Consider the following 14,253-nt stretch of genomic DNA (forward strand, 5'->3'; position numbering starts at 1 on the left):
TGATGGCGCGTCCTCAAAAGAAGGTATAACCATTCTGGGGATAATTCGTTAACGCTAATCAACGGAGAGGCCGGTGGTTCCCACCATCCTTATAGCTGATGACCATCCCGTCTTTTCGGTCGCGCTCGGGATGGCTGCGCGTCAGGCGATGCCGAGCGCGATGACCGAGCATGCCACGACGATCGCGGACGTGTACGCACGCGCGAAATCCGGCCCGCTAAAGTTGATCCTGCTCGATCTCATGATGCCCGATGTTCAGGGCTTTGCCGGGCTCGTGATGCTGCGCCAGCTGCAGCCCAACGCAGCCATTGCCATCGTCAGCAGCAACGATCAGCCTGCACTGATGCGGCGCGCGGCGCAGCACGGCGCCAATGGATTCATTCCCAAAAGCACCCCGATGAGCGGGATGATCGATGCCATCTGCGTCCTGCTCGCGGGCGGGCAGAGCTTTCCGGTCGAAACCTTTGCCGATGAGGACAAGGATGCCGAAGCGCCGGCCATCGCGCAGCGCATCAAGGAGCTCTCGACTGCGCAGCTGAGGGTGCTGCAAATGGCGGCGAGCGGGCGGCAGAACAAACAGATCGCCTATGAGCTCGGGGTTGCTGAAACCACCGTGAAGACTCACCTCGCCCAGACCTATCGCAAGCTCGCCGTGACCAACCGAACCCAGGCGATTCTCGCCCTTCAGACGCTCGACATAGCGCGCTGACTGCGCGCCATCGCGATCGCGGCGATCGTCTCGTTGCCGCATCGTGCCAGCGGCGCTGACAAGTCCGGCAGGCTGTTGGCAGCGCCAAATTCCACGGCACCACAGGACTTTGCCAGCCGGCGCGCGCCGATTCCGTCCGCCGCTCCGCGCAAGCTATGCGCCTCGGCACGCGCCTTGGCGCCTTCATGATGGTCGATCGCGGCCACGATCACCTTTACCCGGTACGCGATGTCGCCCGCCATCAGCCCGAGGATCATGTCGCTTTCATCGTCCCCGAGCGCGGCCCGCAGATCCGCCAGCTGAGCTGAGTCGATCAGGGGCGCCTGCTCGATGGGACTGTAAAATGTCATGCCTGGAATCCTCCAGCGTACCGCAGCGGAACTGACTGCACGATGGACTCCGGCTCGGCGCCAAGCCAGTCGTGAAGCAATTTATCGAGGGCCGACAGAGTGACCGGTTTTGTCAGATGGCCCTGCATTCCGGCATCCATGCAATTCTGGATATCGGCGGGATAGGCGTTCGCGGTCAAGGCGACGATCGGCAGTTCGGCGGCAGTGACGCCCGAGGCGCGTATGAGGCGAGTCGCCTCCAGCCCGTCGATGCTCGGCATCTGCATGTCCATCAGGACCAGTTGATAAGGCGTGCCGGCTTTCGTCGCCTCCGCGATCATACGGATCGCCTCAGCGCCATCGTCCGCGATGTGCGGCTCCAGGCCGAGCCGGCCGAGCATCGTCTTGATCAACATCTGCTGGATCTGGTTGTCCTCGGCGATGAGGATCCGCGCATCGGGCTGAACCTCTCTCTTGTCCGCGCCGATCAGCGCGTCGATCGGCCTGCGATGTTCGATTGCCGCTGCCGTGGTCGGCCGCAGCGGCACGCGCAAGGTCACGACCGTACCTTCATCGGGCTTGCTGACCAGGTTGAGCGATCCCGACATCATCAGGGCGAGCTCGGTCGAGATCGTCAGCCCAAGACCAGTGCCGCCATGCTTGCGAACGGTGGAGCCGTCCGCCTGAACGAATTGTCCGAACACCGCCATCTGGCGATCCTCGGCGATGCCGATGCCGCTATCCTCGACCTCGATGACGAGCTCGGCGCCCTCCTCGACCTGATCGACGAATGCACTGACGCTGACCGATCCCGCGTCAGTGAATTTGACGCCATTGCCAACCAGGTTGAGCAGGATCTGCTGGAGCCGAAGACCGTCGCCGACCACGAATGTGGGAAGTTCGGAATCGTAGCGCGCGCTAAGGTCGATGCCCTTTCGCCCGGCGAGCGGCATCAGCAACTGGACACAGCCATCGACCAGCTGGCGAATATCGACGGCTTCCTCGGTGAGCGAGACATGGCCCGCCTCGATCTTCGACAGATCGAGGATATCGTTGAGCAGACGCATCATCGCCGCGCCGGAATCCGCGATCATCTGAAGCTTCTGGCGCTGCGCCGGGGTCGGATCGTCAGCGAGCAGCAATTCAGTGAAGCCGAGCACGCCGCCCATCGGCGTGCGGATCTCGTGGCTCATATTGGCGAGGAAGGTGGATTTGGCGAGGACAGCGACCTCGGCATTCTGCCGCGCCGCGTCGAGCTCGAGCTCGAGCCGCTTGCGTTCCGAGATGTCGCGGACCGAACAGATAATCTCCTGCGGCGCGTGCGTCTCGGCGTCGCGGACCAGGCCGCAGTTCGCCTCCATCCACAGCCAGCGGCTGGGCTCGGACAGTGATTGTGAGCGATAGGTGACGACCATGCGCTCGACCTCGCCCGATGCCAGGGCGCGATGGGCCGCGAGGACATTGTCGGTATCGTCGGGGTGGAAGCCCTGGAGCATCGATTGGCCGATCAGATGCCGGGGCTCGACGCCGAGCAGGTCGCCGACTGAGGGCGATGCGTAATGGCAGATGCCATCCAGTCCGAGCCTGAAGACGGCGTCGGTGGCGTTTTCAGCGAGTAGCCGCAGCTGCTCCTTTTGCGCGGCCAGCGCAAACTCGGCCAGCTTGCGATCGGTGATGTCGATATTGACGCCGATATGGCCGACCCGCTCACCGCTTTCGGAGAGCGCGGGTGCAGTGATGGCCTGCGCCCAGCGCACGTCGCCATTACGATGGAGAAAGCGGAACTCGGTGCGCAGATCATTGTTTCCGGCAACGACGTCCGCGACTTCCGTTGTCAGGCGGGCACGGTCGTCAGGGTGGACCGTGGCGCTCCAGTCAATGCCAACCGCTTCATCATCATCCAGGCCGGCGAGCGCCATCCAGGCCGGGTTGACGTACGTGACATTGCCCTTGATGTCGGTGCGGAAGATGCCCGCAGGGGACAAGGCGGCGAGTGCCTCGAACAGGCGCTTGCTCTCCGCGAGATCGGTCGAGGCGCGGCGCTGCTCGGTTATATCGATGACGGCGCCGATGAAGCCGAGCAGTTCGCCTTCCTCGCCGAGCTCGGGGCTGTTGACGATCCTCACCCACATGTCGCTGCCATCGGCCGCGCGGAAAATGACTTCGCGGATCTGGATCTCGCCGGGCTCCGAAAGCGACGACGAGCTTTCGTCGCAGGGGCAACCCGCCAGCGCGCGCTTCCAGCCGTCGCCGAGCGTCTCTTCGACCGTCAGCCCGATTTTTTCGGCCCATGTCTTGTTGAGATAGGTGACGCTGCCGTCCGGCGCTGCGCGATAGATGCCCACCGGCGCAGCTTCGGCCAGCCGGCGGAAGCGTGCCTCGCTCTCCTCAAGCGCGCGCCGCGCGGCGACGCTGGCGGACGTGTCGCGGATGCTGCCGGTCGTGCCGGCAAACGCGCCATTCTCGTCGCTCACCCGCCGTAACACGACTTCGACATGGCGGCACTCACCGCTGGCATGGAAAAAGCGCTGATGGAGAGCGGTTTCGCTGATCTCACCGGAAACGATTTTCGGATATAGCTGCCGTGCGGCCGCGAAATCATCCGGGTGGAGAAGTTTCACGGTCGGCCAGCCGATGCTTTCCTCGACTGAATAGCCGGTCAGTTCGGACCATGCCGAGTTGAGGAAAATCCACCGTCCCTCGGCATCGGTGCGGAACACCACTTCGCGCATGGACTGCAGCAAGGTAGCCGCAAATTTATGGCTCGCGGCAAGCTCGTCGCGAATGCGGTCGCGGCTGGCAAGGGCCGAGGCGATCGGCAACCAGATGCCGAAATTGGTTGCGAGGAACAATTGCACGATGTGCACCCGCTCGCTCGGCGACACCGGGATGAGGAAGATCGGACCTGCCCCCCGTCCCGTGGCGGCCACGGCGACGAGCGCGATCATCCCGAAGGAAGCCGCTGTGCCCGCAACGCCGAGCCGGAATGCCGAAACGATCATGATCGGCGTTATCAGGAACAGGAGCGGGAAGCGCGACTGGCCGAAAACCAGCGTCGCGGTCGCGGCGCTGACGGCCAGGATCAGCACAGCTTCCGGTATCTTCTCCTGATCGAACGTCGCCCGCATCCGCCAGGCATCGATCGCTGCGAGCACGATGGGGCCGGCGATCAACATACCGAGGCCGTTCGCTAGCGACCGCGTCGTCCATGCCGACACATAAACAAGGCTGGAAGGGCCTGCGAGCCAGACAGCTACGGCGATGCTCGACAGCAACGGCGCGATGCCCCCGCAAACCAATCCGAAGCGGACGAGATCTCCGAAATGGGCGATGTCGGGCGTGTGCCGCTGCCAGCGCAATAACAGCCAGGTGCCGAACAGCGCCTCGCCGCAATTGGCGAGGGCGAGCACCACGGCGTTTCCGGTGAGGTCGCCGAGCGAGAAATTGGCAAGAAGATAGCCGGCAAAGGCGGCGATCAGCCATTTGGCCGGATGGGATGTACCGCGCCGCAAGAGGGTGACGGCAAGCAAGGCGTTCGGCAACCACAGCGCGCCAACCCGGCTGCCATCGCGGGTCAGCATCACGCCGCCCCAATCCAGCAGAAAGATCAGCAGACCGAAGGCGGCGAGACGGAGCGCGCTCCACATTGCAGCGGTCGCGTCTTGGGCCTCCAAGCGCAGCGGCATTCGTACGTCCCCCCCAGGTGAGACGAGATACGCCTTTCCTGGTTAACGGATGATTATCACGTCGCTGGCGTTAGCCGGCGATCCGGAGGCCCTGGTCATAGACCTGCTCGTCGGGCGCGACGCAACGATTGCGCAGCGCCGCCGCAACCAGTTCGGGCAGCATCCGGTTGGCGTCGAAGACGTCGTGGTTCTGCCATTTGAGGAACCGGCGGACGCGATGCTCGGCATGCTCAAGCGCAGCGCCGCTGTCGGCGACGGCGGAAACCTCCGCGAGAACGGCAAACTGGATATGCGTTGGCGTGATGGTCGCGCGCGGCGACGGCAGCCAGGCTGCCTCGGGCTGGATATCGAACAACAGCGGATCGCCGTCATAGCGAATGGATTTCGCAACGCGGATCTTGACGTCGCCGTCTTCGCCGCGCCGGGTGGCTACATTCCATTCTACGGCCGCCTGCTGCAGATTGACCGGGCGGATGGCGCAACGCGCGACTACCGCGTCGATGACATTATGCCGGTTCGAAGCTGAGACCGTCCGATAGGACTGCACCTTGAGTACCGTCAGGATGCGCTGGCGAAGCACGTCGATCCACTGCTGTGCGGCGCGCTGTTGCCAGAACAGCTCCCGGCCCTCGAACGTCAGTTGCATGATTTTCTCCCTATTTTCTACAGGTTGTGAGTGTGCGGCGCAAAGTGCGTCGAAGGCGGATGGGCGCGTCATTTGATGTTCGACACGAAAGACGTGGCGAAGGCGGTGCGGAGCGTGGCGAGGTACCTCATCGTCCGAACAGCCCGAGCGAGGCGAAGTCGGTCTGGTCGAACTTGAAGCGGATCGAGACATAGGGGCCGTTGTGCGTGTCACGTGCCCCGGCGAAATCGCGATCGGCGAAGCCTGCGAAGTTCCAGCCGGCGGTCACCAGCATGCCTTTTGCCGGGTGAATGCCGATCGTCGGTCCGGCCGCATAAGCGAAATTGCCATGGCCGACATCGCCACGCACCGTCGCGCGGCCGCCGATCTCGAAGATCTCGCCAAGGCCGAGCCGCGCATCCACGCCGACGAGGGTGGTGAGGCCGGCGAGGTCGAAGGAGTCGATCCGGTCGAACACATAGCGGCCGCCGACGAACAGGCTGATCTCGCTGCGCTGGAACAGGCCGCCCTTGTCATGGCCATATGGCGACCAGTCCATCGATACGCTGCCGACAACGCGGCGAGACCGGGCATTGCCATCGACGGTCAGCAGGCCACCACCCACCGGTCCCGCGGTGCCGGCGACCGCGCCGGTAACGCTGTCTTCGCGCCAGTCGAGCTTCCCGAGCACGGCGATGCGGCTGTCGATCGGGCGCGATGCGCCGGAAATCGCAGCATTGAACGAGGTGGTTGCCGTGCCGATCGGGCTGGTAGCGTGCGTCCAGCTCACCAGGGTGCCGAATGCCTGGCCATCGCCGAGCCGGCGGATCAATCCAGCGGTGAAGCCCATGCGGTCGCCGAGCGAACCGAGCCGATATTCCGCCCGTGCCGTGCCGCTCCAGTTCTTGCCGCGATAGGTCGCGCCGAGCGTGATGGCGGTGAAATCCTCGGTGACGGTGTTGCCCGAGCCGATGAACCCGCCCGACGCGGCTGGCTGCGCGGGGTTGACCAGCGTGTTCGGGTCGATCCCGCTCAGCGTGCGGTTGCCGTCGAGCGTGACATCAACCGACCAATGTTTGCCGACCTGCAGCGACTGGGCCAGGCCATAGGCGGCATAGGCGCGGCGGCCATATTCGCCGGTCGATTGCCCGGCGATGGCGGTGGTCAACCGCGCGCCAGCCCAGGGCTTCAGGTCGAAGCCGATCCGGGCAGTGCGAGCGTCGACTGCTTCGCCGTGCGCGATTTCGTAGGAGCCGACCAGCGCGACGGCCGGATCGATCTGGAAGCGGGCGCCGACGCGGTGCTGGGCCGGGAAGTCGGCGCTCTCGGCATGGCCGATCGCGAAGCTGGTGGAGGCGTCGAGCTCGAGCCGGTTGTCGAACAGCCGCTGCGTCGCGCCAGCTTCGACCAGGTTCGATTGCGCATCGGGAACCGTCCCACCGCTATCCTGAGCGTGGGTCACGCCAATCCGAAGGTCGGTCTTGCCGGTACGATATTCGAGCTGCGCACGCATCGCGATGCGGTTGGCGCTGCCATCGAGCGCATTGTCGCTCCACGCGCTACCCGAGGCGGACAGACTCTTGGTCAGCCGCACGCTGGCGTCGATGCCGAACTTGCGCCGTCCGCGCTCGGCGAGATTCTGTTCGCTGACGCCGTAGTCGGCCGCCTGCTGGCGCGCATAAGCGAGGACATCGAACTTGCTGTCGTGGTGCTCGACCTCGACCTGCCATGCGGTATCGACGCCACCGGCGCCATCGGCATGGCTCGCCGCGACTTCTACGCGTACTTCGTTGCCCTTGCCGATGCGTACCCGCGCGTCGGCGGCGGCGACCGTCGTGTGCCTGGTATCGCCGGCATCGCGGATCCCGGTCACGCCGATCCGCACCTTGTCGTCAGTGGTGCGCCAGGTTGCGCGCGCGCCGGCATTGATCTCGCCGCCGTTCAGGCCGTCGACTTCGTAGTTGATCACGATGAACTGCGGGTCGAGGTTGCTGGTGCGGCTCAGCACCGGCGAGGAGAAGCGCAGCGTGCCCGCGGTATAATCGATGTCATAGTCGATGAAGCGCGTCAGGCTGCGCTGCTCGAGGATCTTCTCCGAGCGCAGGCGGTCGCGCACTTCGATCACCACCTGCTCGCTGTTGGCGACGACATCGCGTGCGCCGAGCGAATAGGGGCCGGTCAGGCCATTGCCCTGGATCTCCACGCGGTGATGATTGGTCGCGATGCGCGCCGCAAATGCCGAGGCGTCCACGTGCTTGCCGCGATACTGGGCCTTGAGGCCGGTAGCCGACCGGGAATAATAGCCGAGATCGGTATCAGTGAAGCCAGTCTCGAAATCGCCGAACAGCGCATAGAATTGGCGGGTCTCGATCTTGAGATACAGCTTGCGGGTCGAAGCCGCACCGAACCGGCGCTCGGCCTGATCGGCATAGACGGTGTAATAGGTGCTGGGGTCGATCGCGCCGGAAAGCGTCTGGTCCTCGCGGCGCTTGGCGCTGTCATAGGCGAGCGTCAGAAGCCACTGTCCAAGCACGCGACCCTTGGCGTAGAGCGCAACCCGGCCGTCCAGGTTGAGGCCGGCGCCGGGCGCTTCGAGCGCTTCGAGATGCTTGCCCAGCGTACCGAGTCCGGCGCGGCCTTCAGCGAGACCAACGATCGTCCAGGGCTGGTCGCCGGGAGCGAGCCAGCCATCGATGCGCTGGCGACGCACCTGGTCGCGGTCGCGGAAGCTGAAGTCCATCGTCACCGCGCCGCTGGTCGTGGTCGGCGCGAGCGCGATATAGGCGATGCCGTCGTCCCCGGCGACGCGCCAGGTCGGGGCAGCGCGCTCGAGCCCGGAAAGGACCCGGGTCTGTTCCGCGTCGATAGCAACGGCTGGCTGATAGGGCTGTGAAAGCTGGAATGTGCCGACGGTGCCGGCATGGACCGGGCGCCCGGCGCGATCGACCATGCGAACCGCCAGAACCGGCCGGTGAACGCCGTCAGCGAGGAGGCGCGATTTGTCGAGGAGGAATTCAGCGCGTGCTGCGGTCGCGACGAAATGCACGTCGCGGTCGAGCTTGGTGACCAGCGCGCCGGCGGCATCGCGGACTTCGGCCGACAGATGCGTCGTCTCACCAACCAGCGGAACACCACGCCACAAGCTGACGGAGAAGGCGCCGCCGGCATCGGTCCGGTGGCCATCGAAGGTGATCAGATCGACCGGCTTGCCGTCTGCGAACAACGTCACCGTCTGGTTGGGCAGGTGACGGATCGCGACGCGCACGGCGGGCGCGCGGGGGTTGGTGTCCGCTTCAGGGAACAGCCACGCGACGCTCGGTCCGCCACCAGTGAACCAGTCGCGCTCGGCGCCGGCAGCTTCGCGATCGGTCGCCGGCACTGGAATGGCCGGGTCTGCTGCGTTGGCGGTGGCGCTGTGCTCGGGAACCACGACATGGAAATCGGCGACCACGAGCGATCCGCCCTGGCCTTCGACGAAGCGCGAGATCGCGCTGCCGGCGCTGCGCGTGCTGCGCGCGCAATCGACGGCGTGGGCGCCTTCCGGCAGCGAGCCGGTGTCGAGCTGTACGACATGGGTCTCGGGCACCAGCCCTTCGAAATGGTAACGGCCGTCCGCGTCGGTGACCGTGTAGCTGCCGTCTTCGAGCAGCACGCGCACACCGCCAACGCCGTGTGCGAAAGGTGGGCGGGCATCGCAGCCCGCATCAACGACGCGCCCGACCAGGGTCATCCGGTCAGCGATGGTTTCATGCGTGATGCGCACTACGGCATTGGCCAGTGCTTGCGTGCCGCGCGAGTCGATCGTGTGGGCACGGTTGATCGCCTGACCGGCGGCCGCGTCAGGGCGGACCTGCAGCGCATAGCTGACGGTGTGTACCGCGGCGGGCGCCATGGTGCCGAATGCGATGGTGATCTGGCGGCCGTCGGCGGTGATCGAGACCATGCCCGGTGCAGCATGTCCGTCGACGCGGACGCTATCGGGGCGCAGCCGCATTTGCGGCGGCAGCGTATCGATCAGCGAGACGTCGCGCTTGGCATGCTGCGCGTCGGGATTGGTGACGACGAGCTTGTACAGCACGAGATCACCCGGTGCGGCGGTGCCGCGCGAGGCTGTTTTCGTCAGATTTACGCCGCCTGTGGGGCGATCGACCGGAACGTCGATGCGCACCGCTCCCGGATCAGCGAGCTGAAAGACCTTGCCATAGGAAGACGGGTCGATTGCGAGAGCGCCGCCATCGGGGCGGGTCAGGCCGACAAGCTGGGCCGGCGTCAGCACCGATGGGGCGGTGTACGGCGTGGGGGGTACGATCTTCAGCTGGTAGTGGCCGGGGACGACGAAGGGGAAATGATATTCGCCGGCGGGCATCGGATAGCTCGCGCCGGCGGCATCGCGCACCGTCGCGCCGGTGATCACCGTCGCTGGCCAGGCCGTGACTCCGTCGGGCGCCAGCACGTTCGCCGGTGCCCCGGTATCGCTATTGATCAGGGTCACGCTCGCGCCCGAAACCGGGGTGCCGTCCTCGCTGTCGAACACCAGGCCGAAGGGATCGATCAGCACGTCGAGGGTGGCGGTCGCGATCGGCGTCTGGGCTCCATTGCTGGTGCATTCGACCAGGACGGTCTCATTGGGGTCGAGCGTCAGGACGCAATCGCCGATCACTCTCGCCGGCGGCGATGCGCGGGTTCCGATCGTGCCGACAAACTCGCCCGTATTGGGCCCGGTTTCGAAAACGGTCAGCGTCTCGCGGTCCCCGCCGCTGGTCACGATGACGGTGGTGAGCGAATCGATCGCATTTGGATCGCGATTGAGCGCTGGTGCTATGAGCTTGAAAATCAAGGGTTCGCCGACATGAACCGTGGTCGTCGGCGTCAGGCCGATTGACGTCACGGCCTGCGCATTCGGGTTGAATGCGGCGGCGGTGAGCGCATCGCTGCGCTGGCACAGCGGCGCGCGAATTACGGTGGTGGGGCCGCCTGCCGGATTGGGGCGATACGTCGTGAGCGCGACCGGGCTGGTCACGATGTCGACATCGACCCTGTTCGAGTCGAGCGAATATGCAGTTCCACCCACAGTCCAGTCGACGCGGGCGATATTGGTGATCTGCGGTGCAGCAGCGGCGTGAGCCTCAGTGCCGAATGCACCGAGGATCGCCAGCGCGACCACGAGAAGCCAGGAAAGGTAGGGAAAGCGGTACATTTTGGTGGCTTCACCGGCGATCCCCCGGAGAGGGGATCGCCGGTGAAATCGACTCAGTTGATCGTCACGCGGAAGACCAGCGTGCGGGTATCAGCCGCAACAACGCTCGCCAGAGTGCCGCTGACCGTGGTGGTACCGGCATTGTAAGCGCCGCCGGCGACGCCGTCGGCATTACAGGTCGGGCCCGTGACGGTGCCGTTCATCAGGATGCCGAAGCTCGCCTGATAAGTCGTCGCCGCAGGCAGGATATCCGTCAGTGCGACACTGGTCGCAGTGGCGCTGCCAGCAGCGTTGGAGACCGCGATACAATATTCGACAACCGCGCCCGGGATCATCTTGGGGTTGGTTACGCCGTTGAGCGGATCGCTGATCACGCGGCTCGTCTTGGTCGCACTCAGCGCCGCGGCGAGAACCGTGTAGTCGTCCTTGGCGGAGAAGGCCGCATCGCGCGAGGCGTCGGTTGCACCGGCACCGTCTGCGAACACCGTATCCATCGACGCCGTATTGGCCGTCGCGGTCTGGACAAGAGCGATACCCTGGCTGGCTGCGGTACCGCCTTCGCGGCCGGTTGCAGTCAGAGTAACAGCAGCAACGTCATTGGTAACCCGGGCGACCGGGATGTCGGCAACCACGAAGACAGTCTTCGCGGCGTCCGCTGCCAGTTCGTCGAGATAGGTCACCAGTGTATCGGTACCGGCATCATAAACACCGTTGGCATTGGCATCGACATAGATCTTCACGTTCGTCGCGTCGAAATTGTCGGTGTTCGAATGCGCGCCGGCACCGCCGACTTGCTGTGCGGCCGTCAGCGCGAAATCGAGCGTGGCGTTCGACAGGTTGGTAACGGTAAAGGTCGTTACAGCGGCGAGCTGGCCAGGCGAGACCGAGGTGGTCGTGCTGCCGACTTCAGCGACCGTCACATTGACCTTGCGGTCGACCGTGAAGGTATCCGAAGCGGAAACTGCGGTCTGGGCAACGCCACCGACCTGGAAGTTGACCTGTACAGTATTGGTGATGGTGCTACCGGCAGTAGTTCCGGCGGCATAGGCAGGTGTTGCGGCGAGACCGGCGAGCACGAGTAGGCTCACCGCACCCAGCCGGTGGCTGGCACGTGTCATGACATTTTTCCTTCAGTTGTTAAACGAGACGCGCCTAAACCCCCGCCGGCGCGCCGTGGCGGAAAGCGGCTACCGAACCATGCCGCGATATTTCAGAGTTCCCGAAGTGCCGGGAGCGATTGTTGCGAGCGTCCACCGCAGATTCGTCACATCTTCGGGACGGGCGGGGCGGCTCTGACCGTTGGGCGCCGTCACGCTGAGCGCGGTGAGCTGCCCGTAATGTTTGCCGCCATCGACCGACATTTCGGCACCGGCGGTGCTTTCGCCGGCATAGGCGACATTCGACGGAACCGGGTTGGTCACGACGAAATGATCAGCGGCCTTGGCGCCGCTGTTCCGATAATTCGTCTGGAACAGCAGGCGGTCACCTGGGACGACGCTGTCAGGCGTTTTCAAAACGGTCTGCTGACGGCCATCGACCATGGCGATCTTCTCGACCATCACATTGCTGGTGAGCTGAACAGGGCTGGCCGGCGCGGTAGCGATCAACGCGACCGGTGCGCAGGCGAGCAGGCAAAAACGAAGTGATTTCATCATGATGCTCCTTAATTAATCTTGACGGTGAAAGTTACGGTGCGGGAGGTGCCGGGTGCCTGGGTGCCGAGGCCAACGCCGATACCGGATGACGAGGCCGAGCCGGCGTCGCCATCGGCCGCGTCGGTCAACGCCGTGCCGTCAAGCGTCAGGCTGCCGGACTGATAGGTTGTGCCGTCGGGAATGGTGTCGTTGATATGCACGCCACCGACGCTGACGCTGCCGGAGACCGCCGCGACGAGGTGATAGGTGATCGCCGCGCCGGGCAGGCCGCGCGTGCCGCCGAAGGGATCAACCACCGTCGCGCTTTTAGTAAGCACGACTGTCGCCTTGGCGACAATGAAGCCGCCTTTGGCATCCGCGTTTGCACGCGTCGCACCGACAACGGCGTCACCCCCGTTGACACCCTTGCCGGCGAACACAGTGCCCGGATCGCCGCTGCCGGTAACGGCAAGGGCGGACAGGCGTACCTCTCCGCGACTGGCATCAGCTGCCGTCGCGGGAATATCGGAGAGAACAAGAACAGTATAGGAAGCGTCGGGCTCGAGCACCGGCCCGGCATTGCCGTTGGCGACCAGGAGATCGGTGCCGGCCTCGTAGATGCCGTCGCCATTGGTATCGATTGCGACCAGCGTGACGGCTGGATTGAAGGCATTGCCGTTGACCGCGAGGGCCGAGAGGTTGAACGCTTCCGGGCCGTTGCCGGCGTTGGTGACAGTGAAGGTGCGGACCTGGTTCTTGGCGTCCGCGGCGACGCCGGCGTCGTTGGCATCGCGCGATGCGACCGTGACATCGAGCACTTCGTCGACGCGCATCGACACGGTGTTCGAATTGATCGTCGTGGTGGTGGGGCCGATGTCGTAGGTCGCCGTCGCCGTATTGGCGACAATCGAGCCGGCGCGCACGCCGCGCGCATAGGCCGGCGAGACGACGATGACGGCCATTGCCGACGTTAACAGGAGCCCGGCAGCCTTGCCGAGCGGTGATTGCCGACCAGCGGCATGTGTGCGTTGCGTGTTCATGCGCCTTATGAATCGGGAGCGAAGTTAACGGTCCCTTTCACTTTTGGCTCTCTCATCCAAAGGGACGAGAAAGCCTTCCACTAGGTATCATCCCTTAAGAGTAAAACCGGCTCTCCCGGCGGTTTTTCGATTTGCGCGCGGAGTGCGCGCTGACGGCCCGTTCGAGCGAGTCGCGCTATCATCGAAAGGTTCGTGGAAGGCCCTTTGGGCTTCCGGATCGGGCGGGTCGCCATTGTTGCAACATGACGCGCATGTAACTTGATTTCTGCCGCAAAAGGCCCAGCTAAGGCCCGTCGTGGCGCTGCGTGTCCTCCCCCCGGGCATTCGCATCGCTGCGGCACCACAGCGTCGGGCGGCGCGATATTCCACGGTACGGGATGGGAAGACCAGCATGATCGATGGGCGTTTCGCGACACGTGACCGCGCCATGTCGGCGCCGAATGTGCCGGAGCCGATCTCCCAACCGACCCTGGTCTCGCAGCACTACGGCGGTGCTTCGGGCGACCTCAGGCGACCGCTTGCGTTGTGGGTCTATGTTGCGCGCGGCCTGGGCAGGATCATCCTGTCGGTGCTGGCGCTGCCGTTTGTCTGAGCAACGGGATTATCCCGGCATCGTCTCGAATGCCTGTAATCCCTCGGGCAGGATGACCCAGTCCGGGCGGTCTCGCAGAAAGATCGCCATTGTCGGCTTGAAAAGACCTGGATCGTCGAGCGACCCGGCATAGATGGTGTGCGAAGTGTCTACGCCCACGATACCGCCAAAGACGAGGCTGCCGCAGGCGGCGCACCGGTTGCGCACCGCCTCGCTGCCCCGGAAGGATGTTGAACGGGCCTGCAGCGTTTCGCCGCTGAAGCGAAGCTTCTCGCTCGCATATCCCAGAAATGGGATGAATCCCGAGCCGGACGCCTTGCGGCAATCGGCGCAGCAGCAATAGCCCGCATGGAGCGGCTCGCCCTCAGCCTCATATCGTACCGCGCCGCACAGGCAGCCGCCGGTATATCGGGAGATTGCTTCAGTCATGCGCGGATCCTA

General features: G+C 64.6%; 10 protein-coding genes. 2 read left to right on the plus strand and 8 right to left on the minus strand.

What is annotated here, in order from left to right; all coding sequences use genetic code 11:
* Positions 1–73 precede the first annotated feature (73 nt).
* The gene (locus tag AC1DVS_RS23155; RefSeq protein ID WP_478026756.1) at positions 74–709 is read left to right on the plus strand and encodes a response regulator transcription factor; all 636 of its coding nucleotides are present in this window, start codon (positions 74–76) and stop codon (positions 707–709) included.
* Here the strand turns inward: AC1DVS_RS23155 and AC1DVS_RS23160 are convergent.
* The 7 genes from AC1DVS_RS23160 to AC1DVS_RS23190 form a co-directional block, all read right to left on the minus strand.
* Positions 685–1,059: a hypothetical protein gene (locus AC1DVS_RS23160; protein ID WP_478026758.1), complete on the minus strand. Its 375-nt coding sequence runs from the start codon at positions 1,057–1,059 to the stop codon at positions 685–687. The two genes, AC1DVS_RS23155 and AC1DVS_RS23160, sit on opposite strands and share 25 nt — an antisense overlap.
* Positions 1,056–4,724 carry a PAS domain S-box protein gene (locus AC1DVS_RS23165; RefSeq protein ID WP_478026760.1) on the minus strand — a complete coding sequence of 1,223 codons (3,669 nt, stop codon included), beginning with the start codon at positions 4,722–4,724 and terminating at the stop codon, positions 1,056–1,058. The genes AC1DVS_RS23160 and AC1DVS_RS23165 overlap by 4 nt, the downstream gene beginning before the upstream one ends.
* Before the next feature lie 70 nt (positions 4,725–4,794).
* Positions 4,795–5,370, minus strand: a complete 576-nt coding sequence (locus tag AC1DVS_RS23170; RefSeq protein WP_478026762.1) for a hypothetical protein — start codon at positions 5,368–5,370, stop codon at positions 4,795–4,797.
* Positions 5,371–5,497: 127 nt separating this feature from the next.
* Positions 5,498–10,546, minus strand: coding sequence for a hypothetical protein (locus AC1DVS_RS23175; RefSeq protein WP_478026763.1), 5,049 nt, complete (start codon positions 10,544–10,546; stop codon positions 5,498–5,500).
* Between the two features lie 53 nt (positions 10,547–10,599).
* Positions 10,600–11,664, minus strand: a complete 1,065-nt coding sequence (locus AC1DVS_RS23180; protein ID WP_478026765.1) for a hypothetical protein — start codon at positions 11,662–11,664, stop codon at positions 10,600–10,602.
* A gap of 69 nt (positions 11,665–11,733) precedes the next feature.
* The gene (locus AC1DVS_RS23185; RefSeq protein ID WP_478026767.1) at positions 11,734–12,198 is read right to left on the minus strand and encodes a hypothetical protein; all 465 of its coding nucleotides are present in this window, start codon (positions 12,196–12,198) and stop codon (positions 11,734–11,736) included.
* A gap of 11 nt (positions 12,199–12,209) precedes the next feature.
* Entirely contained in the window at positions 12,210–13,220 is a 1,011-nt protein-coding gene (locus AC1DVS_RS23190) for a hypothetical protein (protein ID WP_478026769.1), read from the minus strand.
* Between the two features lie 391 nt (positions 13,221–13,611).
* On the opposite strand from AC1DVS_RS23190, the gene AC1DVS_RS23195 reads away from it, so the two are divergent.
* A complete protein-coding gene (locus AC1DVS_RS23195; RefSeq protein WP_478026771.1) occupies positions 13,612–13,812 on the plus strand; it encodes a hypothetical protein in 201 nt (66 codons plus the stop codon).
* A gap of 9 nt (positions 13,813–13,821) precedes the next feature.
* Here the strand turns inward: AC1DVS_RS23195 and AC1DVS_RS23200 are convergent, their stop codons facing one another.
* Complete coding sequence (locus AC1DVS_RS23200; protein WP_478026772.1) at positions 13,822–14,241, minus strand: GFA family protein; 420 nt, start codon at positions 14,239–14,241, stop codon at positions 13,822–13,824.
* Between the last annotated feature and the right edge of the window lie 12 nt (positions 14,242–14,253).

The organism is Sphingomonas sp. P3_C5 (assembly GCF_056402635.1).

What these genes read in the sequence shown, in the direction of transcription:
- AC1DVS_RS23185 (WP_478026767.1), bottom strand. Translation starts at nt 12,198, where the DNA reads ATGAAATCACTTCGTTTTTGCCTGCTCGCCTGCGCACCGGTCGCGTTG.
- AC1DVS_RS23190 (WP_478026769.1), bottom strand. Translation starts at nt 13,220, where the DNA reads ATGAACACGCAACGCACACATGCCGCTGGTCGGCAATCACCGCTCGGC.
- AC1DVS_RS23200 (WP_478026772.1), bottom strand. Translation starts at nt 14,241, where the DNA reads ATGACTGAAGCAATCTCCCGATATACCGGCGGCTGCCTGTGCGGCGCG.
- AC1DVS_RS23160 (WP_478026758.1), bottom strand. Translation starts at nt 1,059, where the DNA reads ATGACATTTTACAGTCCCATCGAGCAGGCGCCCCTGATCGACTCAGCT.
- AC1DVS_RS23175 (WP_478026763.1), bottom strand. Translation starts at nt 10,546, where the DNA reads ATGTACCGCTTTCCCTACCTTTCCTGGCTTCTCGTGGTCGCGCTGGCG.
- AC1DVS_RS23195 (WP_478026771.1), top strand. Translation starts at nt 13,612, where the DNA reads ATGATCGATGGGCGTTTCGCGACACGTGACCGCGCCATGTCGGCGCCG.
- AC1DVS_RS23180 (WP_478026765.1), bottom strand. Translation starts at nt 11,664, where the DNA reads ATGACACGTGCCAGCCACCGGCTGGGTGCGGTGAGCCTACTCGTGCTC.
- AC1DVS_RS23170 (WP_478026762.1), bottom strand. Translation starts at nt 5,370, where the DNA reads ATGCAACTGACGTTCGAGGGCCGGGAGCTGTTCTGGCAACAGCGCGCC.
- AC1DVS_RS23165 (WP_478026760.1), bottom strand. Translation starts at nt 4,724, where the DNA reads ATGCCGCTGCGCTTGGAGGCCCAAGACGCGACCGCTGCAATGTGGAGC.